Below are 20,770 nucleotides of genomic sequence, written 5' to 3' on the forward strand. Positions count from 1 at the left end.
TTGGTTTGAAAAACACGGTCGTTGAAACGTTCTGTTTTTATATTCTTCGATCGACAATCAGTGGGACTTTTCCGCTGTGCTTGTTTCGTATGAATTCATGTTCAGCGCAGGCGGTAACTTCGACAATTAACAGGGCCGCGGCTATGGCATTTGCCAATGCTTCATGGGTCAGCAATTTTTCTCGTACCCAAGTGATATCGGCATCCGTTCGAACCTGCATTCGTTCGACGCCACTGGCGGTGTAATCCAGAACAACTTGAATGGGGATTCCTACGCTGTGTTCCAGCGCCGAAGGCGAGATGAACTCCGTACCAATCCGCACCAGCTTGCCGTGCCGCTGCAGTAGTTCGAATCGCGGCGTTTCCAGTCCGCAAGGGCAGGCTCCGGGGAGCCAGCGGCCGGTGTCGCCGATGTCATATCGGTGAACGCGCTGACCTTGCCGGGCGCGGGAGGTAAATAGCAGACGGCCGATCTCATTGGCTTGCACCGGCACATCCTGCTCGAACTGAACGATCTCCAGATACTGGGTTTCGCACATCAAGTGAAACACGCCGTCTGCGGTAGCCCGGCAGGCATGACCCAGTGGGCCTGCATCGACGGATCCATAGAGCGCAGAACGAATCGTCGACACTCCACAACTTTCCATCAGGCGTCGACTGGCCTCGCCCGGATGCTCGCCGCCAAGGAGCACTTTGCCAATACCAGCATAGTCGCGAAGTCGGGCCTGCTCCTTGAAAAACAGGCGATGCAGCGTACTGGGCATGCCAATCAGCACGGTGACTCGTTGCTCCACGATCAGTCGGGCGATTTCGCTGAAGTCGTCGTCCTGGGGAGCCCCCATAGGCAAATGTGCAACGCCCATCTGTTCAAGAATGCTCGAAAAGCTGAAAAAACCACCGTACAGGTTCCCGCCATAGAACAGGTTCATCACCCGGTCCTGTGACGGATCGAGCCCGACAGCGAACATGCCATCAGCCGCGGCGCGCATTTGTCGTTGGAAGTCTCGGTAGCTGAAACCTGCCAGGGCCGGAGTGCCGCTGCTACCGCCGGAGCGAAAATACAGCTGTGCCGTGGGGCTGATCGGCTGGGTCGTGAAGGTGTCTTTGTCCATGATCGGGCCACGGGCTGTGTCAGGGGCAGGCGGCACCGGGTCGAGCGTTGAGCGGCCAATCGAGACATCAGCGGCCAGGCTCACGGAGAGGCGGCGACTCAGACGCGACAGCGCATAAACACCATCGTGAGGCTCGCCAGCGTAGCCATCATGAATCGTCTCGCAAGGAGCAATGCGAGTGACGCCGGCGTTGACCAGTGTACGAACAAGCTCGGGTGTCCCTGCCGGGGAGGCTATCAACGCGCAGCTTTGCAGGACGTTTCGCCAGGGCAACAATGATTCGGCAAGCAAGTGCTGTGGGACTGGCTTGAGTAGCACTGTACGAAACAGCGGCGACGGCGCGAGCGTCTGATGATGCTCCCAGATGACACGCCACCCGGAGCCGGTCCACACCTGGCCGGTCTGGTGGGTAAAGCACTGATCAAGCTGCGCCATGGCAGTGCGTGTGGTGATTTCCGAAGCTTCCTGATCCGTCGGCATTAGCGCCGGCCACTGTTGGGCGCGACGTTTGAAGGCTTCGGCCAGACGCTCTCCGAGGTCGTGCAGGACCGCCGGATCGTTGCTGTCCACCAACACCCATTGAGGGCTGGAGCACGCTTGTTGATCCAGTCGACAGACTTCATCTGCCAAGGCATCGAGCGCGGCGGGCTCTGCCGCTTCAGGTGACAGATAAGCGAAGCTGATCTTGTGCCCCCAATCGATCCAGCGGCATCCCGCAGGAATCTGCTGACGAATCGCCTTGAGCGCTGCGACACCACCCCAGGCCGATACTCCGTCTGCCGTGGCGCAAAGTTGAGCTATCCGTGAGGTGTCAACCGGCAGAACTGCTACGAATTCGGCCAGCCTGCCGCTGCTGTCGCATTGCACAAGGGCGGCCAGCAACTGTGCGGTCAACCCCTGATCGCTGGCACTGGGGCGCAACCAGTTGATATTGCCGGCCAGCAGGCTTTCGAGTATTGCGCAGAACGCCAGTAACGGCGCATTGCCTGGGGTGATATGCACCACCAAGCCTAATGGATGCCAGCTTTCGAAACATGGCTGTCGATAGTCGATACGTCGCAGCGAACGCGGTTGCAGGCCCAGCTCTCGCTCAAGTTTTGTGCTCAGATTGCTGCGCTGGCAGAAATCGATCAGCCCCTGATATTGCTCATCGTCAAGGGCCAGATCCTGGCTACGAGATTGCAACTTCGTGGCAAAGCGCACAGCAGACTCGATAACGGTCTCACTATCGATCGGTGAAGAAAGCAGCCGGGGCAATGGTTTCTTAAGGAGTTCGAGGGCACTTTCCGGGGTGACGTCATCACGCAACTGGCCATTGATCAGGTACATATCAAGCGCCTCCGATCAGTTCGGAAGCGGCCATGGCACAACTGCGACTGGCGGAGGTGCCGGCACGGCCATGGAGCTCGAACCAATCGGTTGGCAGACCGCATCCGCAACTGGCGCCAGGATGTAATGTTGCCAGATCGCCCATGACCACGGCATGGGCAGGGCTCGACGAAATGTACGGCGAGACGAATTCCAGCAAGCCGCGCTTGCCGTATGGCTGGACAGTGAAATCGGATGGGTTGCGCACGAAAACCTTCGAATAGATCGGTACATGAAAATGATGGTGGGCACACTGGATGTAAGGCACTGCATGCTCTACGGCGCCATAGCCGTCCCGACAGCGGGGCAGGTCGATACCCAATTGCCGATTGATTCGGGCATACAACTGATGCAGGGGGATCTCCTGTGCCGCCTGGGTTTTCCAGCCTCCCCCCAGAAACACCAATGATTGGGCAGGCAATTGCAAATCAGCCACGCCGGTGTCTTCCATGCATTGAAGGGCATGGGAAAGGAACGCCGGAAAACCGAGAATGCGAACGGGCAATCCTTCCTCGGCAAATTCTTGCAAGGCTCGAATCACACCAAAAAGATCGAACTCATGACCTTTGCCGGAGAGGCGCAAGCCGTAAGCGACACGGTTGACGGGGGCGTAGCTGCAAAGAAACTGATCGGTATAGGCAGTGCCCAGGGTGATGGCGGCCTCGGGCTCATAGCTCAGGAGCAGATAGTTGCAGGGGCTGTCCGGTGTATCCCAGCCGTAATGCCGGAAAATGTGGTTCACCATGCCTTGTGCCGCGGCCATGCTGCGATGGTCGTAGCGCATGCGACTCTTCTGGCCGCTGGTGCCGGATGATGTCAGCTCCAGCGCGCCTTCGCCTGTGGGACCGAACACCAAATGACGTTTGAAGTAATTGGCGAAAATCGGCGGCAACCTTGACCAGTCATCCAGCGTCTCCAGGGCGTTGGCGTCAAGATCATTAGCATTCAACCAGCGTTCGTATCCGGGTGTGTGATGACAATGAAACAGGCTGATTTCGCTCATGGCCCGGTCGAACAGACCGTCCGGCACGGAATCCAGGCAATAGGGTTGCGTTAACGCACAAAGCGCATCGGTATGGGGTAGATGGATCATCAAAAGACCTACTGGTTGGTGTCAGATCGCAAGCGGGATGTGAGAACGACGCAGAAACAGTCTCAAGGGCTCCAGGCACAATAGCCCCATGAGACAGGCCATCAGAGCGAAGGCCTCAAGGCTGTCACCGGCACCCAGGGCCGCGATAATCGAGCCACCACCACCCATGACAGCGATGGAGATCATGCCGATCGCGGCTGAGACCAGTCCTTTACTGTCATCGCTGGAAAACAGCGCGAGCCGGTACAGCGCGGCGTTGCTCATGCCAAGACCGATGGCGTAAAGCGACAGGCAACTGACCAACAGGAGCGTCGAGGCACCGGTGAAAGTAATGGCGGCCAATGCGATGAGCCCACCGCAAAACGGCCAGAGCGCGTATCGAATCAGTTGGGGCAGTTCAGTGTTGGCAATCAATCGGTTGAGTATCAGATTGCCGAGAATGACTGCCGCAAATACCGGGATCTGCCACAGGCCGTACTGCAGGGTGGAAAGTCCCTGGTTCTGGATCAGCAAGAGCGGTGCCAGCCCGATCCAGGCAATCAACGGCAGGCTCATCAGTCCCAAGGCGACGGTGGCGCGCAGGAATTGCGTGTTGGTGAGCAAAGCGGTGTAGCGGCGCACCGTGCCGCCCCATTCAAAGGGTACGGCAGCCAGTCGCTGACCATCCTGACGCAAGGTGCCCACCGTTTCCGGCATGTACCAGTAAAGCCCCAACCAGACCATCGCACCGCCGACCCCTAACAGTAAAAACAGCTCCCGCCAGGAGAGCCATTCCAGCATCAGGCTGCCGAGCAAGGGGCCCAGCAGCGGGGAGAGCAGCGCCACGTTGCCCAGCAATGCCATGATCTTTACTGCGTCGGCTTCACAGAAGACTTCTTGCAGGGCTGGATAACTGACCGCGATGACAAATCCCAATCCCATGCCCTGAATCAGGCGCAAACCATTGAAGACAAAGATGCTATGCACGTAAAACGCCGCAGCACAGGCTAGAGCGAATACCGCACAACCGATGAGCAGCACTCTGCGACGACCGAAATGATCGGACAGTGGACCGATAAACCACTGCAAAAGAATGCCCCCTGCCAAATAAAGATTGAAGGCGTAGGGAACATGACTCGCACTGGCATTCAATTGATGGGTTACGGTCAACATGGCCGGCATGATCATATCGCTGGCCATGTAAGTCAGAAGTTCAAAAAGAGTGATTGCAAGGCAAAAGCCAAGAAGTCTGGACGAACTTATATCTATTAAGGGTTTGTGCATGATGTTCCTGTTTATGCCGGAAGTCTGATAAGACGGCAGAACAAGAATAACCATGGCCCATGAGGATTTTCATGTGCTTATTTGAGGCAAAAAACTTCACTATTTTTCATTGTGTGTCTGGTTGGGTTTTTTGGAAAAAGAGACTGTGAGTTCGTAATCAAATCCCCCAGCACGAAAAATGCCCGCTATAAAGCAGGCGTGGTACGGGAGTTCGTAGGATAAGTTTTTGGTGTTGGCGAATAAGTCGGTTATATAACCGGCCAGCCAATGTTATCGAGGCTGATCATAACTCGGTGCGCCAGGGTCATAATGACGATCGCCATGTCAGCCGCCGTGGGGGGAAAACGATGCAGCCACTCAGGAGCAGGAGAGCAGCAAGGGGATCAGCAGTGTGATTCGCCGAAACATTTCAAAATCCTCATGGTTATCGCCGCAATGAAGTCAAATTTCGTCATCGGCTGTAACATACGACCTCGCTTGCAGCCCCTCATTCCCGCAGATCGGTAGTGGCTTGGTATGCAATCGAATACAAGTCGGATACATTTTTTGATTCAGGAACCCGCAATGACCCAGTCGCAACGTTTGAAATACTCGATACTGATTTCCCTGGTGGTACTGGGGATCATGTTCGGCCTTTCCTGGCTGCAAAATGCAGGGATCATCACAGAGCAGCTGTTCCAGTACATCGCCATTGGCGTGGCGGTGCTCGTGGTGGTGATCAATGGCGTGATGCGTCGCAAGGTCAAGCCTTGAGCGACGCCCCATGGCCGGACTACTCGCTGAACAGGACGGCGGCAGCCTGTGGATGCAGGCTGTAGCTTTTGTCCGGATTGAGGGTGATCACGCCTTCACCGCACAAGCGTTTCAACACTTCACGGACACTGAGAAAGGACAGGGGAATATCCAGGTCCAGCAAGTGACTGTGCACGCCACGCACACCCAGGCTGCGGTCGCTTTGGGCGGCCGTCAGCAAGGCGTCGATCACTTTCAGGCGAATCAGACTGGTTCGCAGGCCAAAGCTCTTGAGCAGAAACCTGATCCGTTCGTTGCCGTGGCGTTCGGCTGGTTGATTGAAAACGCCGGAGCCCAGGGTGCTGGCCTTTGGCGCATGGCTACCGTCCGTTGGCAGTTGCGGGTTGTACATGCAAAAACTCCTTTTCAGAGCCTGATCAGGAAAAATGTGATGGGTGCTCTCAATCAATAAGACGAACGAGCCAGGCAAATAATGAAGACCCGTATGTAGAAAATTTGTCGCCAGTACGTCAGCGGCCCGTGAGCCGGGCGTGGGGTTACCCCTCAAAGGCTTAAATTTTTGCTGTTTGCTTCGTTTTAAGGGGAGGCGCATTGCGTGTCATACGTCTTTTCGATCAGGAGCGAGCGTGATTATTTCCAGGCAGTTAACCAGGTTGAGCCTTGCGGGTGTGTTGCTGGGGCTGAGTCTTGCGGCAAACGCGCGCAGCCAGCCAGAGCCGGCGACAGCCGAGATTCGTCGAACCAGTTTCGGCGTGCCGCATGTTCGTGCCGAAAACGAGCGCGGCCTCGGCTATGGCATTGGCTATGCCTACGCTCAGGACAATCTGTGCTTGCTGGCCAATGAGATTGTCACCGTCAATGGCGAGCGCTCACGGTATTTTGGGCCGGACCAGTTTACCGTCGAAGAGCGCGGGAACCTGGCCAGCGATCTGTTTTTCAACTGGTTGAATACGCCGCAGGCAGTCGGCGCTTTCTGGCAGGCGCAAACGCCTGAAGTTCGTGAGCTCATCGACGGTTATGTGGCCGGTTACAACCGTTCGCTGACAGAGCGCCAGGCCCAGGGTTTGCCGCAGCAATGCCAGGGCGAATGGGTGCGCGCGATCACTGCGCAGGATCTGGTCAAGCTGACCCGACGTCTGCTGGTCGAAGGCGGCGTGGGTCAGTTTGCCGAAGCATTGGCCGGCGCTACCCCACCGAAAACCGTCGCGCAGGTGGTGGGCGATCCGGCGTCGTTCCAGCTGGCGGCTTCACGCATGCAACGCTTCGCTCTGGATCGCGGCAGTAACGCCGTGGCGGTCGGCAGCGAACGTTCGTTCAACGGACGCGGGATGCTGCTGGCCAATCCGCACTTTCCTTGGGTCGGTGGGATGCGTTTCTATCAGATGCACCTGACTATTCCCGGCAAACTGGACGTCATGGGCGCCGCGTTGCCCGGCCTGCCCATGATCAACATTGGTTTCAACCAGCACCTGGCATGGACCCACACCGTGGATTCGTCCAAGCATTTCACGCTGTATCGTCTGCAACTCGATCCCAAGGATCCGACCCGTTACCTGCTGGATGGCAAGTCCTTGCCGATGAAAAAGCAGACGCTGGCGGTGAACGTGAAGCAAGCCGATGGCCAGACCCGGCAGATTTCCCATGTGGTCTACAGCTCGCAATTCGGCCCGATTGTGCAATGGCCCGGCAAGCTGGACTGGAACAACCAGTTCGCCTATAGCCTGCGCGATGCCAATCTGGAGAACGACCGGGTCTTGCAACAGTGGTATGCGATGAACCGTGCCGCCAGCCTCAAGGATTTGCAGGCATCGGTGCACAAAATTCAGGGGATTCCGTGGGTCAATACCCTGGCGGTGGACGATCAGGGGCAGACGCTTTACATGAACCTGTCGGTGGTGCCGAACGTCAATGCCGACAAGCTGGCCAAGTGCAGCGATCCTCGGGCCGGATTACAGATGATCCTGCTCGACGGTTCCAACAGCGCCTGTGCCTGGGACATCGACCCGCACGCTGCGCAAAAAGGTATTTATGCGGCAGACAAGTTGCCGCAACTGTTGCGCAAAGACTTTGTACAACATTCCAACGATTCGGCCTGGATGGCCAACCCGGCACAACCGCTTACCGGCTTCTCGCCATTGATCAGTCAGGACAATCAACCGTTGGGGCTGCGTTCGCGCTTTGCATTGGAGCGTCTGGGGAATTTGAGCAAGGCCGGCCCTGTCGCCGCGGCAGATCTGCAACACATGGTGATGGACGATCAGGTGTATCAGGCGACCCAGGTGATGCCGGACCTGCTGCAATTCTGCGCCGCGGATCTTGGCGCCGATGCGCCGACGCTTACGCCGTTGTGTGCCAGCCTCAAGGCTTGGGATCGCCGGGTGAATCTGGACAGTGGATTGGGCTTTGTGCATTTTCAAAATGTCATGGAGCCGTTGCAGCAAATCCCTGGCATCTGGCGTGTCGCGTTCGATCCGAAGAACCCGCAACACACTCCACGTGGCCTGGCAATTGAACAGCCAGACGTCGCCAAAGCGATTCGGGCGGCGATGCTGGCCTCGGTCGAACAGGTAAAAACCCTTGGCCTGAAAGCCGATAGCCGCTGGGGTGATATCCAGGTGGTCAGCAGTGGAGGGCAGCAAACGCCAATTCACGGCGGACCGGGCATGCTGGGTGTGTATAACGCGATCCAAAGCGTGCCGAGAACCGACGGCAAGCGCGAAGTCGTCAGTGGTACCAGCTATTTGCAGGTGGTGACGTTCGATGACAAGGGGCCGCAGGCTCAAGGTTTGTTGGCATTCTCATTGTCCAGTGACCCGGCGTCGAAGTACTCCCGGGACCAGACACTGGCCTTTTCGAAGAAGCAGCTGAGCGTATTGCCGTTCACCGAGCAGCAGATCACGTCCGATCCGCAGTACCAGGCTCAGACGATTCGCGAACAGGATGAAAAAGCAGGGAAGATCGTCGCGCAGTAATAGCGATAGCGTTCGAATGAAACATGAAGGCCGCACCCCGCAAGGGTGGCGGCCTTCAGCTTTTTGGGGCTTGTTGCGGGATCGAATTGAGAACCGGATTGCCGTCTTTGTTGCGGGTCAGGTAGACCGGCAGCACCTTGGGCAACGAAGCCACCAGGCTATTGAGCTCTTTGATGTTGTAGATACCACCGAGGCGAATCGAGCCGGTGCTGTGGTCCGCGATCATGACTGGCTTGTTCAAATAACGATTGATCAAGGGCAGGGCATCGGTCAGCGTCAGATCATCGAGCACCAGTTTGCCGCTGCGCCACGCCAGCGAGTGGTCATCGGCAGAGACCTGGCTGATTTGCGGCGTGAAGTCACCGTGTCGATAACGTGCCTGCATGGCAGGTTCAAGACGTGAACCTTCGCCGGGCAAGGCAGCGTTGCTGGTCACCAGCACGGACCCTTCTATCAGGTTCACGCGTACCTGATCTTCATACATCCAGACATTGAATCGGGTACCGGTGACGCGAATTCTGCCATCGGCTGCCTTGACGATAAATGGATGCTGCAGGTCATGACTGACGCTGAAGAAGGCTTCGCCTTTTTTCAACGTGACGCGACGCTGATCCTTGTAATTGCTGAACGTCAGTTCAGTGCCCAGATTCAGCTCCACCTGACTGCCGTCGCTCAGCGTGACCTGACGAACATTGTCGCTCGCTTCGAAATGCTGATAGGCATTGGGCAGCCAACCCAGGTTCCATCCGGTATAGGCCGCCAGCGGCAACGCCAAGGCGCAGACGGTGGCGGCAATGCCGAAAGTGCGCCAAGGCATTGTCGGTTTTCCGCGAACAGCCGGCGCGGGAGATTCGGGACGAGGCAAATCGCCCGCAACCTCCCAGATTTCCAGCATGGCTTCGTACTCGAAGGCGTGCAGGGGATGGGCATCACGCCATTGCTCGAACGCCTGACGCTCTTCGGCTGTGCAGTCGATGGCATGCAAGCGCATGCACCAGTGCGCAGCGGCATCGGTGATGGCGTCGTATTGTGCTTGGGAGAGAGAGTGGTCGGTCATTGACTCATCCTGATTTCCTGCATTCTAACCTTGAGGGGAAGTCTGCGAGAACAACCGTCATGGCATTTGCCCATCAAAGAACAACTTATTTTCACATGGACACTCTGAAAGCCGGGGGGCACCAGGCAGTATCCATAAATGGAGTGAAAAAAGGGTCAAGACCTCCAGGACTGATCCCGCCGTCCCGGACGGTAGCAGCTGTCGAGCCCCAGCGAGGCTGCGTTCGGCTGCGTAGCAGTCGTGAAACCCGCTAATGCGGTCTGCCTGACATACCGCAATCTGATTTATGACTGCTACGCAGCCTCGCTGGGGCTCGACAGCTGCTACGCCGGACGTCAGGCAGTGAGCGGGGCGGGCACCGGATCCAGTTGTCGACCCATTTCACAGATCAAGTGAGCGATCGAGTCGGCGTTGCGCAAAATGATGTCGGCTCGCAGGTCCACCTTCCCTGGATTCAGGAAGGCGTTGCGAGCCTCATCCATCGTTTTGCAGCTCGTCGTTTTGAGGATGTCCTTACCCACATGCTCCAACCCCTCAATCGAGTCCAGACTGATCCATGACTGCAATGTTGCGTTCCAGCGGGCAAACAGTTCTTCCCTCGGGGTATCCAGGGACAGTGCCTCTCGCTGGAAGTCCTGTTGAGTCTGTTTGGTTTGCGTACCGAAACCGATGACGGTGGCGATCAGATCGGTGAACGGACGCCTTGCCTCAAGCGTTGCAATATCTACGGTGTTTGAAAAAATATGGGAGAACTCATGAATCAGGGTAGCGGCCCGGGCATGGTCGTCGACGTCGAAAGGTTCAGTCAAACAGGACTTGTACCAATCGAGTTGCGGGTCAAAAAACATCTCCGTGAAATACACACGCTTCTGTGCATCGTCAGGTACAACAAAAGCGATCGTGCTATTGGTCTCGTATTTGTTTGAACCGACCACAAAACGTTCGGAGTTCATCCAGTCCTCGTTTGGGTCCACCAGCGCTGTGCAAATGGGAACGATGACCTTTTTGATTTTTGCCAGGAGGCTGGCGTCGAGGTGGTCAGCATCAAAAAAGGCTTTAAGAAAGGTATCCAGCCGCGTCCCCGGATTCAGGTGTCTGAGCTGCACCAGATTATGCAGACTGTTAAATGCGTAATAGCGAGCCAAGTCTATGGCCTGCACGATCATGCGTGCTTTTTCCGGGTGTTTTATCCGAATGTCTTCCATTCCCCGCGCTTCGATATTCAGAATGTCTCGAGCCGTGCGATCAACAACATATTTGTTGTGCATTTTCGACAGGGCTTTGCCGTAATGGACCGTATGGATGTCCGGATCGATCACTAGCTGCTGGCCGGAAGCCGCCAGCAACGCGGGACCTTGCTGTCGGTCTTTGATCATTCGCCAGATCGGCCCGGTTTTGACCACGGGGTAAACCTTTCCCTCGACGGGGGCGTACGTACGATTGTTGACCGAGTCCAGGTAAGTTCCATTGGTGCTGCTCTTCTTCAGATCCTTTAATGCAGTGTCCGAGGCCTCCAAAGGCTGCAACACCGTGCGCATCAGAGCCGTCGGTTTCACTTTTGACCATTGCAGGGCGGCCACCGGTTTGGCAACAGGCGCGGTGTTGGAGGTTGCTTGCGCAGGAGTCGTTGAAGCCTCCAGCGACAACTTGCCCAGCGTCACCATTTGCGCGGTGCCGGCAATAAACGCCTGCAATGCCTGTTTCCAGTGATGATCCTGTAGCGCTTCGGCGGAGTTCTTGAAGTCCTTGTAGCTTTGCCACAGTAACTGCCCATAGGCGAGTTTGCCCGGCAACAGGCCCGATATCAGTTTGATGCCGGCGCTGAACAGGTTTTTGGCGGTTTCCCAGTCGGCCTGGCCGGTGATCTCTGACTGGCTGCCCAGCATTTTTGATAGAAGGCCGACATTATCGCTGAACAGTTGTGCAAGCAGGTTGCCGTTAATGGGGGTGGACGCGAGGGTGATTTCGCTTAGTTGTCCGATGGTGGCCTTGAGCAGATTGCCGAACAAGGTTTGCTCACCCTCGGGAAGCCGACGAATGATCAGATTCTGCAGTGCCCCTGGCACATTGATCGCAGATATAACGCTGGCTTCGTTCTCGAATTCGGTGAACACGGAGCCTGTGTGGTAGGGCGCATACAGGATTTGCGGCCCTTGATGCCCGACACCGGGGCCGATCAGGTACAGACCCAGGGTTTTAACGGCCGTGGCACCTGCCGTCTTGATCAGTTCCAGCGGCCTGACGATGGCGTGGGCACCTGTTACAGCCGCGCGGGCAATGGCGTCCGGCATGTCGAGAACCTGCCAGATCAAGTCGAAGGCGCTGGCACTGAGATGTTGCTGCAGTTTCAGTGCATGAGCGTGTTGCAACAGTTGCCACGGTAGTTGCTGAATAAAACGCTGCTTTCGTTTGTCGGAATCGGCGCCGGCTTTAGTCAATGCATCCGTCACCCGCGCTGCATAATCGCTGTGGATATTCAGTGACTGCACAAGCTGGCGCACGGCGTTCTGATCCAGGCGATCGGGAAGGGCCGTCGAGGTTGTCGAGGCAATCTTGAAGCCGATGGCTTGAGCTGCGTTGACAGGGTTCAGGGCAAACTCGGTCAGGCTACGCGCCGGCCCGGCCAGGGCCAGGTTGGGCGTGATTTTGATGTGGTCGGGGTCCAGTCGCGTTCCTGTGAATCGGCTGCCAAGCAATGACACCAATCGGTCATGCACATAGGACTTCAGGGGCTGGACCCCGTGCAGGTAGTCTTTATCGTCGGAGACACTGTTGTGGTATTGCTCCAGCAGTTCAATGTGTAACTGCTGTTCTTCGACAGGGGCCATGCCAAGCCATGCAGGCAGGGACTGCTGTCGGGTGATGGCCTGCGAGATCAACCTGGCTCTTTGCAAGTTGGTGTCGATGACCCGTTGCGTCATTTCGTTAAGCGCTTTGATCTTCTTTGCAGCGTCCAGCTTCAGGCCGCGCAGGTGTTCGCAACGGGCCAGGAAGTGGTCAATGGAGGATTGCGCAAGGCGCCGCAGGACGTTGCCCTCAATCAGTCGCAACGAGTTGAGTGTATAGCGCTGGTGGAATGTGCGCTGGGCGGGGTTGAGATTTTCCAGCAATTCCAGGCGTTTGTTGGCGTCGAGCAGGCGCCGGTTCAATTCCGTCGTTGCGCTACTGACCGTCGCGAAGACTTCCAGTCCGGTCGCAGGCGTCCACAGAATTGCCCGGCCGGAATGTTGAACATCGAGCCCGCCACGTTCGGTCAATAGTACGCAGTTGGCCAAGGGCAGCGGATTCTTCTGCCCGGAGCACTCAAGGAGCAGTGAATAAGCGTCAGGCCTGAAACCATTGAGGGCAAGGCGCGTTTCTCGATCCGGTTGATCCGGGTTGAACACCGTATCGACAATGGCCCGGTCGGCGTCCCGCAGCGTGGCGTTGAGCACTCGAAGGCTGGCTTCTCCCCGTACACCCACGGAAAGCGCGTGGGCCAGGCGCGGTTTCAGATTCTCCAGGTAAATGCGCTGCAGGGCCCCAGAGGCGGTCGGCTGGGAGGCGAATTCCGCGCTGATCAGCGATTCGACATCGCTGAAGGTTTTTACGAACGCCGCGGCTCTATCCGCCAAGACCATGGAAGGCAGCTGGTTGCCAGATAACACCGGCCGGGTACTCCAGCGTCCCTGAACATCCAGCGTCAGTAATTGATCGCTGATCATGGCGCGGATATCCAGTGCCTTGTCGAACAAGGCATGGAGGTCCACGGTGCCGTCGCTGTGACGGAAAACCTGCAGAACGTATTCCATGTTTTGCCGTTGCTTGGCGATGATCGCCTCAAACAGCGTTTTGAATATCGAGCCTGAAATCACCTCGCCGGAGACTTGAGGCTGATTGAAACCGATGAACCGGTTACGCTCCTCCAGGCTCAGCAGGCCGTAGAGTTCATCTTCGTGACCGCGCGCGCTGAATTTGCTCAGCAAGGTATCTTTGAGGTCCTGATAGTCCTTCAGCACCTGGAGTCCTTGCGTGGGGGTGTAAAGAAAGGCCTTGGAATTGGCGTGACTGATCATCAGTGCGCCCGCCAGTTCGACATAATTGGCTGCGTGTTCCCAAAGATGCACCGTCTCGAGGCTGAGTGCCGAGGACGTGCTCGCCGTCGGCTGAATCAACGAGTGCAAGGCCTGGCTTTGTTCAGGGCTGATGATCTCGGCCTCGCGCTTGATCAGGAACTCTGTGCGTGCCTTTTCACAGATGGCCCGGCTGAAAAAAACGCGGCGGGATGCCCCGTCAGCCGCCGCATCGTTCCAGTAGCGCTGCAGTTTCCCGGAAAGCAGGCTGATCAGTTTGCTGGAAGCGGTCTTTACCGCGGTTTCCCATTGGAGTTGGTCGGTGCTCGTCGGCTTTTTTTCCGGATGGGAAAATTCATGAGACTGCCCGATCGGCCATCGCTGATGGCGGTAGTACGACAGTACCGCGTCACTCAGGGACATGGAGTTGATCCAGCGCCGGGGCGGGGCACTTTCCTGGTTGTCGTCATGGGCCGGTGCAACGGAGTAGAAGTTGAGTCGGGTCTGGCTTTGATCAAGGCCCGGGAATGACGACTGCAGCAACTCATCAAGCAGCGTAGTGAGCAGCGAGGTGAGTGTTGGCAGCTTGAACAACTCGTCCAGCATGGCCTGCTCGTTCATTCGCTGGTTATTGGCAATGACGGTGCGCTGGTCTTCGAATACGTCGCCCTCGATGCCCTGAAAGCTCACCTGAATGTTGGCCGCAGCCGCCAATGTTTTACGCGCAGACAACGACATGAAAGCCAGCAGGTCGTCGTCCTCCGTCGCGCTCTTCAGCTGACCTTCAAGCTGTTCGATCAAGGCTTCGCGGCTGTGGAACTTCTTTATGCCGGCGTACGGGGTGTAGAGAATCTCACCGTTGTCATCCGGAGTGAGGCTCAACACGAAGCTGCCGGCCAAGGGGGTGGAGGCCAAGTCTTGCGCATTGAGCAGGATTTTTTCGGCAGACATGGGCGGAGTCTGTTGACTGCGTAACGTTTGGCTGGCCAGTTCCAGATGACTGAACCATTCGAAATCCTTGCGCGTCAGCCCATGGGTTTTACCCAGATCATTCCAGTGGCCGGGCGAGTGCAGGGCTTGGGGGAAAAACAGCGGAGCGGGAGGTGTGGGCATCGTCGAGTCTCGTTCAGGGCGCTGCTGAATGCGCCTATGGGTTGAGGCTCAAGACTAAAAGTCGCGGGGGAGTCGAAGGTGGTAGATAGTTACCGCATGGCTGCCCAGTGTTTGTGCAAACATGCGCCAAAGCATCTTTTCGGTTCAATCGGTTCTCATCAGGTGCATTGGTTCAAGCGAAGGGTTGACAGGCTACTCGTCGCCCGTTGTTAATCGGTTGGTTTTCGTACGCTGTTGCCCCCTCCAATAATTACTCTGGAGCTTCAGATGTCTGCGCCACACGATCCTGTGTCTACTGCTATCTCGCAAAACCTGTCCTTCGAAGTGCTGACGGCGTTACTCGAGCAGATCTTCCTGCGCCACGGAACCTCGGCCGATGTCGCCAAAACCCTGGCCCTCAACTGCGCCGGCGCCGAGCGCGACGGGGCTCACAGCCACGGTGTATTCCGCATTCCCGGTTATGTATCGACGTTACAAAGTGGTTGGGTCAATGGTCAGGCTGTGCCGGTGGTCGAGGACGTGGCTTCGGGGTTTGTCCGGGTCGACGCCGCGAATGGTTTCGCCCAACCGGCGCTCGCGGCGGCGCGGCCATTGCTGGTCGAGAAAGCCCGCAGTGCCGGTATTGCGGTGCTGGCCATTCGTAATTCCCACCATTTCGCTGCCTTGTGGCCGGACGTCGAGCCGTTTGCCGATGAAGGGCTGGTGGCGCTGAGTGTGGTCAACAGCATGACCTGCGTGGTGCCGCACGGTGCCGATCGTCCGTTGTTCGGGACCAACCCGATTGCCTTCGCCGCCCCTCGGGCCAACGGTGCTCCGATCGTCTTCGACCTGGCAACCAGTGCCATCGCCCATGGCGATGTACAGATCGCTGCCCGCAAAGGCGAGCGCTTGCCGCCAGGCATGGGGGTGGACAGCCTCGGCCAGCCGACCCAGGACCCGAAAGCAATTCTTGAAGGCGGCGCCTTGCTGCCATTTGGCGGCCATAAAGGTTCGGCGCTGTCGATGATGGTGGAGCTGTTGGCGGCGGCGTTGACGGGGGGCAATTTTTCTTTTGAGTTCGACTGGTCGAACCATCCGGGGGCGAAAACCCCCTGGACCGGTCAACTGCTGATTGTGATCGATCCGAGCAAATCGGCGGGGCAGGATTTTGCCGAGCGCAGCCAGGAACTGGTCCGGCAGATGCACGGTGTCGGGCTCAAGCGGTTACCGGGTGATCGACGTCACGGGCAGCGCGCCAAAGCCAGGATCGAAGGCATTGCGCTTGATCCTCAGACGCTGGCAGATCTGCGGGAGCTGGCCGGGCTCTGAACCCTGAAAACGGAACCTGTGGGAGCGGGCTTGCTCGCGAAGGCGGCGACACAGTCAACATTGATGTTGCCTGACACACCGCTTTCGCGAGCAAGCCCGCTCCCACATAGGTTGCGCTTGGCTTAACGACGACCCAACAACAACCCCACCACCAAACCGAATCCGGCGCAGATGGCCACGGTTTGCCAGGGATGACCGCCGATGTAGATTTCACTGGCCTCGACCGCGGGCCTGGTCCGGTCACGCATACTGGAAACTGAACCCCGGGCCTGCTGGAGCTTCTGGGCGATTTGCCCACGAAGGGTGTCCGCTTCTTCACCGACCAATGAAGCACTGCTTTTCAGCAGTTTTTCCGACTCTTCGATCAGGGCCTGAAGTTCGCTGAAGACCTGATCCTTGATTTGATCATCGGCGACTTGATCGATGATTTTGCGGGCCATTGGAGTACTCCTTGCAGATAGACGGGCAGTGAACAATGGAGTCTGGCGCCATGGCAAAAGTTGCAGTCTTTTTGCGTGGCGACTCCACCCCGAAGAAAAATCCAGGGCAGGACATTTCCTCCTACAGTGTAAGATGTCGCCTATTTTACGCAGCAGGTAATCTTCCATGAGCTTCAATCTGGCCGACAAATCCCTTGCCGAGCGCGCGGCGCTTGAAGATGAAAAATCCCGTCTGTTCGAACTCTGGCAAAACAACCTGGGTAAATCCAAGGGCGAAGCCGCACGGTTGTTCGGTGAACGTGCCAAGCGCAAAGGCAAATGGGCTGAGTGGGTCCGCGCCGAACTCGACGGCATGTCGCCCCCGGAATTCGCCAACATGGTGCGCAGCGAAGTCAATCGCCTGATGGCCGCTAAATAAACGTCCAGACACCATTCCCCTGTTGGGAAAAGGTCGCGATTATCGCCTCGCGCACTTTCAACACCACCGGATCGAGCTGCGTGCTGGTGCGCCAGCCCAGCTCGATCGGATAGCGTGGCAGCGCCAAAGGGCAGGGCAGCAGCGCCAATCCGCTGAGCGCGGCGATACTTCGAGCTGCATGGGCTGGAATGGTCGCAACCGCCTGACTGCCCTTGAGCAGATGCGGCAACGCGGCAAAGTGCGTGGTTGACGCGCATACCCGCCGACTCAGCCCCAACGCCGCCAGGCCTTCATCGGTAATCCCGATAAAACCGCCCGATGACACCAGAATGTGTTCGCGGGCGACGAACGCCTCAAGGCTGAGAGTCTCTTGTCCCTCGGCCAGACTGAGGGGGTCTACCAGGCACAGATAATCGCCTTCACCCAGCACCTGACGACTGAGCAAACGCTCGGCAAACCCGCCTGCCGTGATCGCCAGATCAATGCTGCGCTCCATCAAGGCCTGGGCGACGATCTGGCTGTGGGTCTGGCGAAAGATCAGCCGCAGTTTCGGCGCGCGGTCCGCGATCTCTTCAATCAATTGTCGCCCGTAGGCGATTTCGAAATCATCCGACAAACCCACCGTCACCGAACGTCCGTCGTAATGATTCGCCGCCGGATCGACCATCGCCAGACTCTGGCGGCATTTGTTCAGCGCATCGCTCACCACCGGTTTCAACTGGTTGGCCTTGAGCGTCGGCGCAAGACCTCGGCCGGTACGCACGAACAGCTGATCGCCATACACCTCGCGCAATCGGCGCAACGCCGCGCTGACCGCCGATTGCGTCACGCCCAGACGTAGTGCGGCACGGCTGGCGCTGGATTCCTCATGCAGGGCTTCGAAGACTTTGAGCAGATTGAGATCGACGGTGGCGATATTCATTTGGTTCATATCATTCAGCAGTGAGTCGGGCTTTATTCATGATCCTGTGGCGCCGGAGAATGAGCAACACCTCATTACTGACGGAGTCATCGCGATGCCCAAGTCCATCGTTGCTGCGCTGCAAATCGGCGCCTTGCCCGGCGGCAAGGCTGAAACCCTCGATCAAATCCTCTCCTGGGAAACCGCCATTATCGAATCCGGTGCCGCGCTGGTGGTCATGCCGGAGGCGTTGCTCGGCGGATACCCCAAGGGCGAGGGTTTCGGCACGCAACTCGGCTATCGACTGCCGGAAGGTCGTGAAGCGTTTGCCCGATATTTTGCCAACGCCATCGATGTGCCCGGTGCCGAAACTGAAGCCTTGGCCGGATTGGCCTCACGCACCGGGGCCAATCTGGTGATCGGCGTGATCGAGCGCGCGGGCAGCACGTTATATTGCACCGCGTTGTATTTCGACCCGCAGGCCGGACTGGTCGCCAAGCATCGCAAGCTGATGCCCACCGGCACCGAGCGGCTGATCTGGGGCAAGGGCGATGGCTCGACCTTGCCGGTGATCGACAGCCAGGTTGGGCGAATCGGCGCCGTCGTGTGCTGGGAAAACATGATGCCGCTGCTGCGCACCGCGATGTATGCCAAAGGCGTGGAGGTCTGGTGTGCGCCGACCGTGGACGAGCGGGAAATGTGGCAGGTAAGCATGCGCCACATCGCCCATGAAGGACGCTGCTTTGTCGTCAGCGCCTGTCAGGTCCAGGCCTCACCGCAAGCCTTGGGCGTGGACATCGCCAACTGGCCGGCGCAGCGCCCGTTGATTGCCGGCGGCAGCGTGATTGTCGGGCCCATGGGCGACATTCTCGCCGGGCCGCTGCGTGACGAAGCGGGTTTGCTGACTGCCGAAATCGACACCGAGGACCTGATCCGCGCCCGTTACGACTACGACGTGGTCGGGCACTACGCGCGCCCGGACGTATTTGAATTGACGGTGGATGAGCGGGCCAAACCGGGCGTGCGGTTCAACGTATAACTTAATGTGGGAGCGGCGGTGCGACGATTCGACTTGTTCGCGAAGAGGGCGTGTCAGTCGACATTAATATTGCCTGACACACCGCCTTCGCGAGCAAGCCCGCTCCCACAGTGGATCTTCAGCGCAGTTGAAGCCTCGGCATCGGCCAGTTCCAGCGGGCGCAAGATCAGTCGTTCGGTGTAGAGCGTTGGAGCGGCGTGCATCGTGGGTGACCTCCTTGTAGGGACGGGTGGTGCGCCATGCGCAGCGTCGATTGTCGTCTAGTCTCTAGGCGTTCACACCCCTGTCAACGGATGGACTGTCCATGAGTTTGTTACTCGGCCCGATTCTGCAATTTCGTGGCATCAACAGTAATGTCTATAACGTGTCTGCCCTAGTGGTTTTACCTTTGGGTGAATCATCACCCAGCGTAAAAGTCCCCGGCGGTGTCACTGCCGGCAAACCGTTGGCCATCGCCGATATCCCGTTGCTCAGTCCTCAGTACCGCGTCTGGCGCATCGATTTAAAAGCGCTGCAAGACCAGGCTGTTGCCAGCACTTACACAATCAAGATCGAGGGCGCGCAGGCCAACTTCGTCGTTCCGGCCGAGGGGCAGTCGCCGCGCATGGCCTATGTGTCGTGCAACGGCTTTTCGAACCCCAAGGACATGGAGAAGGTGGACAGAAACCATGAGCGCTGGGAGCACATGTGGGGGGCTCATCAAAGCAAGCCCTATCACCTGTTGTTGATGGGGGGCGATCAGGTTTACAGCGACGATATGCGCAGCAATCTGTCGTCGATGAAAACATGGTTTTCCAAACCCTTCGCCGAGCGCAAAAAGGCGGTCTACAGCAAGCTGATCGAAGCCGATCTGGACAAGTTCTTCGCCAGACTCTATCTGGAGCGCTGGAAACAGCCTGAGGTCGCGAAGCTGCTCAGCGCCGTTCCGACGGTAATGATGTGGGACGACCATGACATCATCGATGGCTGGGGTTCCTACGATGAGATTCTGCATTCAAGCCCGGTGTTCCAGGGGTTGTTTGCCACGGCCAAACGCTATTTCAGGATTTTCCAACAGCAACTGATCCAGACTCATCCTCACCTCAAACCGTCCGCTGATACTCATCCCTGTGCGATTCCCGATACCGCTGACGGCTTTCACCTGGGGTTTACCGGCCTGGGCGAATTGGCATTACTGGTTCCCGACTTGCGCAGCGAACGTGCGCCGGATCTGACGACTGCGCCGGCCCGGCGAACCCGGATCATTTCGCCCGTCAGTTGGGATGCGATTTATGCCTGGCTGGGCAAGGTCAAGGGGCATAAGCACTTGCTCCTGATGTCGAGTATTCCCGTGGGTTACCTTGATTTGCAGGCGGCGGAAAAGGCACTGGACCTGATTTCGGGGCAACAGGAACTCGAGGACGATTTGCGCGACCATTGGCGAAGCCTGCCTCACCGGGACGAACGCAAGCGGTTGATCATGCGTCTGCTGAATTTCGCCCATGCCGAGTCATGCAAGGTCACGCTGGTGTCCGGTGATGTTCATGTGGCGGGGGCCTGCGTGATCGAATCAACGTTGTCCCGGCATCGCAACGATGGTTCGGGATTGATCTACCAATTGATTTCGACCGGGGTCGTGCATCCTGCACCGCCGGTGCTGGCAGTGCAGTTTCTGGAGTCCATTGGCAAGCACCAGGAGCAGATCGACTACGGCATCACCGGAACCATGTTGCCCATTGGTGCACGGGGACGTTACCTGATCGCCGCTCGAAACTGGCTGGCGATAGAGCCGGATGAAGACAGCACCGGCAAAAGTCGGCTGTGGGCCAATTGGCACGTAGAAGGCCTCAAACATTGTGTGACCCAGGTGATCGATCCAGTTAAGCCGCGAGCCGAGCCGTGA

At 57.7% G+C, this 20,770-nt stretch carries 14 protein-coding genes and 1 pseudogene; 6 read left to right on the forward strand and 9 right to left on the reverse strand.

Annotated features, from left to right (window positions below; genetic code table 11):
• Positions 1 to 37: 37 nt before the first annotated feature.
• From IB250_RS03025 to IB250_RS03035, 3 genes are read right to left on the reverse strand one after another with little or no spacing between them, the layout of a single operon-like run.
• A complete protein-coding gene (locus tag IB250_RS03025) occupies positions 38 to 2,440 on the reverse strand; it encodes an aldehyde dehydrogenase family protein (RefSeq protein WP_192342913.1) in 2,403 nt (800 codons plus the stop codon).
• A gap of 1 nt (position 2,441) precedes the next feature.
• Positions 2,442 to 3,572 carry an acyl-protein synthase gene (locus tag IB250_RS03030; protein ID WP_192342914.1) on the reverse strand — a complete coding sequence of 377 codons (1,131 nt, stop codon included), beginning with the start codon at positions 3,570 to 3,572 and terminating at the stop codon, positions 2,442 to 2,444.
• Positions 3,573 to 3,593: 21 nt separating this feature from the next.
• On the reverse strand, positions 3,594 to 4,835 hold the full coding sequence (locus tag IB250_RS03035; protein ID WP_192342915.1) for an MFS transporter: 1,242 nt from the start codon (positions 4,833 to 4,835) through the stop codon (positions 3,594 to 3,596).
• Positions 4,836 to 5,399: 564 nt separating this feature from the next.
• Between IB250_RS03035 and IB250_RS03040 the strand changes: the two genes are divergently transcribed.
• Positions 5,400 to 5,588 carry a hypothetical protein gene (locus IB250_RS03040; protein ID WP_007901365.1) on the forward strand — a complete coding sequence of 63 codons (189 nt, stop codon included), beginning with the start codon at positions 5,400 to 5,402 and terminating at the stop codon, positions 5,586 to 5,588.
• 19 nt (positions 5,589 to 5,607) lie between these two features.
• Here the strand turns inward: IB250_RS03040 and IB250_RS03045 are convergent, their stop codons facing one another.
• Positions 5,608 to 5,979, reverse strand: a complete 372-nt coding sequence (locus tag IB250_RS03045) for a fe2+ zn2+ uptake regulation protein (protein ID WP_192342916.1) — start codon at positions 5,977 to 5,979, stop codon at positions 5,608 to 5,610.
• A gap of 235 nt (positions 5,980 to 6,214) precedes the next feature.
• Here IB250_RS03045 and IB250_RS03050 point away from each other — a divergent pair, with 235 nt between their 5' ends.
• A complete protein-coding gene (locus IB250_RS03050; protein WP_192342917.1) occupies positions 6,215 to 8,560 on the forward strand; it encodes an acylase in 2,346 nt (781 codons plus the stop codon).
• 55 nt (positions 8,561 to 8,615) lie between these two features.
• Here IB250_RS03050 and IB250_RS03055 read toward each other — a convergent pair whose 3' ends face one another.
• Both IB250_RS03055 and IB250_RS03060 read right to left on the reverse strand, forming a co-directional pair.
• Complete coding sequence (locus IB250_RS03055; protein WP_192342918.1) at positions 8,616 to 9,617, reverse strand: FecR family protein; 1,002 nt, start codon at positions 9,615 to 9,617, stop codon at positions 8,616 to 8,618.
• A 335-nt stretch (positions 9,618 to 9,952) separates the two neighbouring features.
• Positions 9,953 to 14,782 (reverse strand): dermonecrotic toxin domain-containing protein, encoded by a 4,830-nt coding sequence (locus IB250_RS03060; protein WP_192342919.1) that lies wholly within the window; start codon positions 14,780 to 14,782, stop codon positions 9,953 to 9,955.
• Positions 14,783 to 15,049: 267 nt separating this feature from the next.
• On the opposite strand from IB250_RS03060, the gene IB250_RS03065 reads away from it, so the two are divergent.
• A complete protein-coding gene (locus tag IB250_RS03065; protein WP_192342920.1) occupies positions 15,050 to 16,090 on the forward strand; it encodes an Ldh family oxidoreductase in 1,041 nt (346 codons plus the stop codon).
• A 122-nt stretch (positions 16,091 to 16,212) separates the two neighbouring features.
• On the opposite strand, the gene IB250_RS03070 is transcribed toward IB250_RS03065, so the two are convergent.
• Positions 16,213 to 16,530 carry a DUF883 family protein gene (locus IB250_RS03070; protein ID WP_192342921.1) on the reverse strand — a complete coding sequence of 106 codons (318 nt, stop codon included), beginning with the start codon at positions 16,528 to 16,530 and terminating at the stop codon, positions 16,213 to 16,215.
• A 166-nt stretch (positions 16,531 to 16,696) separates the two neighbouring features.
• Between IB250_RS03070 and IB250_RS03075 the strand changes: the two genes are divergently transcribed.
• The gene (locus IB250_RS03075) at positions 16,697 to 16,948 is read left to right on the forward strand and encodes a hypothetical protein (RefSeq protein WP_192342922.1); all 252 of its coding nucleotides are present in this window, start codon (positions 16,697 to 16,699) and stop codon (positions 16,946 to 16,948) included.
• On the opposite strand, the gene IB250_RS03080 is transcribed toward IB250_RS03075, so the two are convergent.
• Positions 16,941 to 17,879 (reverse strand): LysR family transcriptional regulator, encoded by a 939-nt coding sequence (locus IB250_RS03080; protein ID WP_192342923.1) that lies wholly within the window; start codon positions 17,877 to 17,879, stop codon positions 16,941 to 16,943. The two genes, IB250_RS03075 and IB250_RS03080, sit on opposite strands and share 8 nt — an antisense overlap.
• An 85-nt stretch (positions 17,880 to 17,964) precedes the next feature.
• Between IB250_RS03080 and IB250_RS03085 the strand changes: the two genes are divergently transcribed.
• A complete protein-coding gene (locus IB250_RS03085; RefSeq protein WP_192342924.1) occupies positions 17,965 to 18,888 on the forward strand; it encodes a carbon-nitrogen hydrolase family protein in 924 nt (307 codons plus the stop codon).
• A gap of 131 nt (positions 18,889 to 19,019) precedes the next feature.
• Here IB250_RS03085 and IB250_RS03090 read toward each other — a convergent pair.
• Positions 19,020 to 19,091 (reverse strand): annotated as a pseudogene (locus tag IB250_RS03090) (GNAT family N-acetyltransferase); the annotation flags it as partial.
• Positions 19,092 to 19,192: 101 nt separating this feature from the next.
• Between IB250_RS03090 and IB250_RS03095 the strand changes: the two are divergent.
• Positions 19,193 to 20,770 carry an alkaline phosphatase D family protein gene (locus IB250_RS03095; RefSeq protein WP_192342925.1) on the forward strand — a complete coding sequence of 526 codons (1,578 nt, stop codon included), beginning with the start codon at positions 19,193 to 19,195 and terminating at the stop codon, positions 20,768 to 20,770.

Origin of the sequence: Pseudomonas sp. PDM09 (genome assembly GCF_014852305.1) — a bacterium.
In the GTDB taxonomy this organism is placed as follows: Bacteria; Pseudomonadota; Gammaproteobacteria; order Pseudomonadales; family Pseudomonadaceae; genus Aquipseudomonas.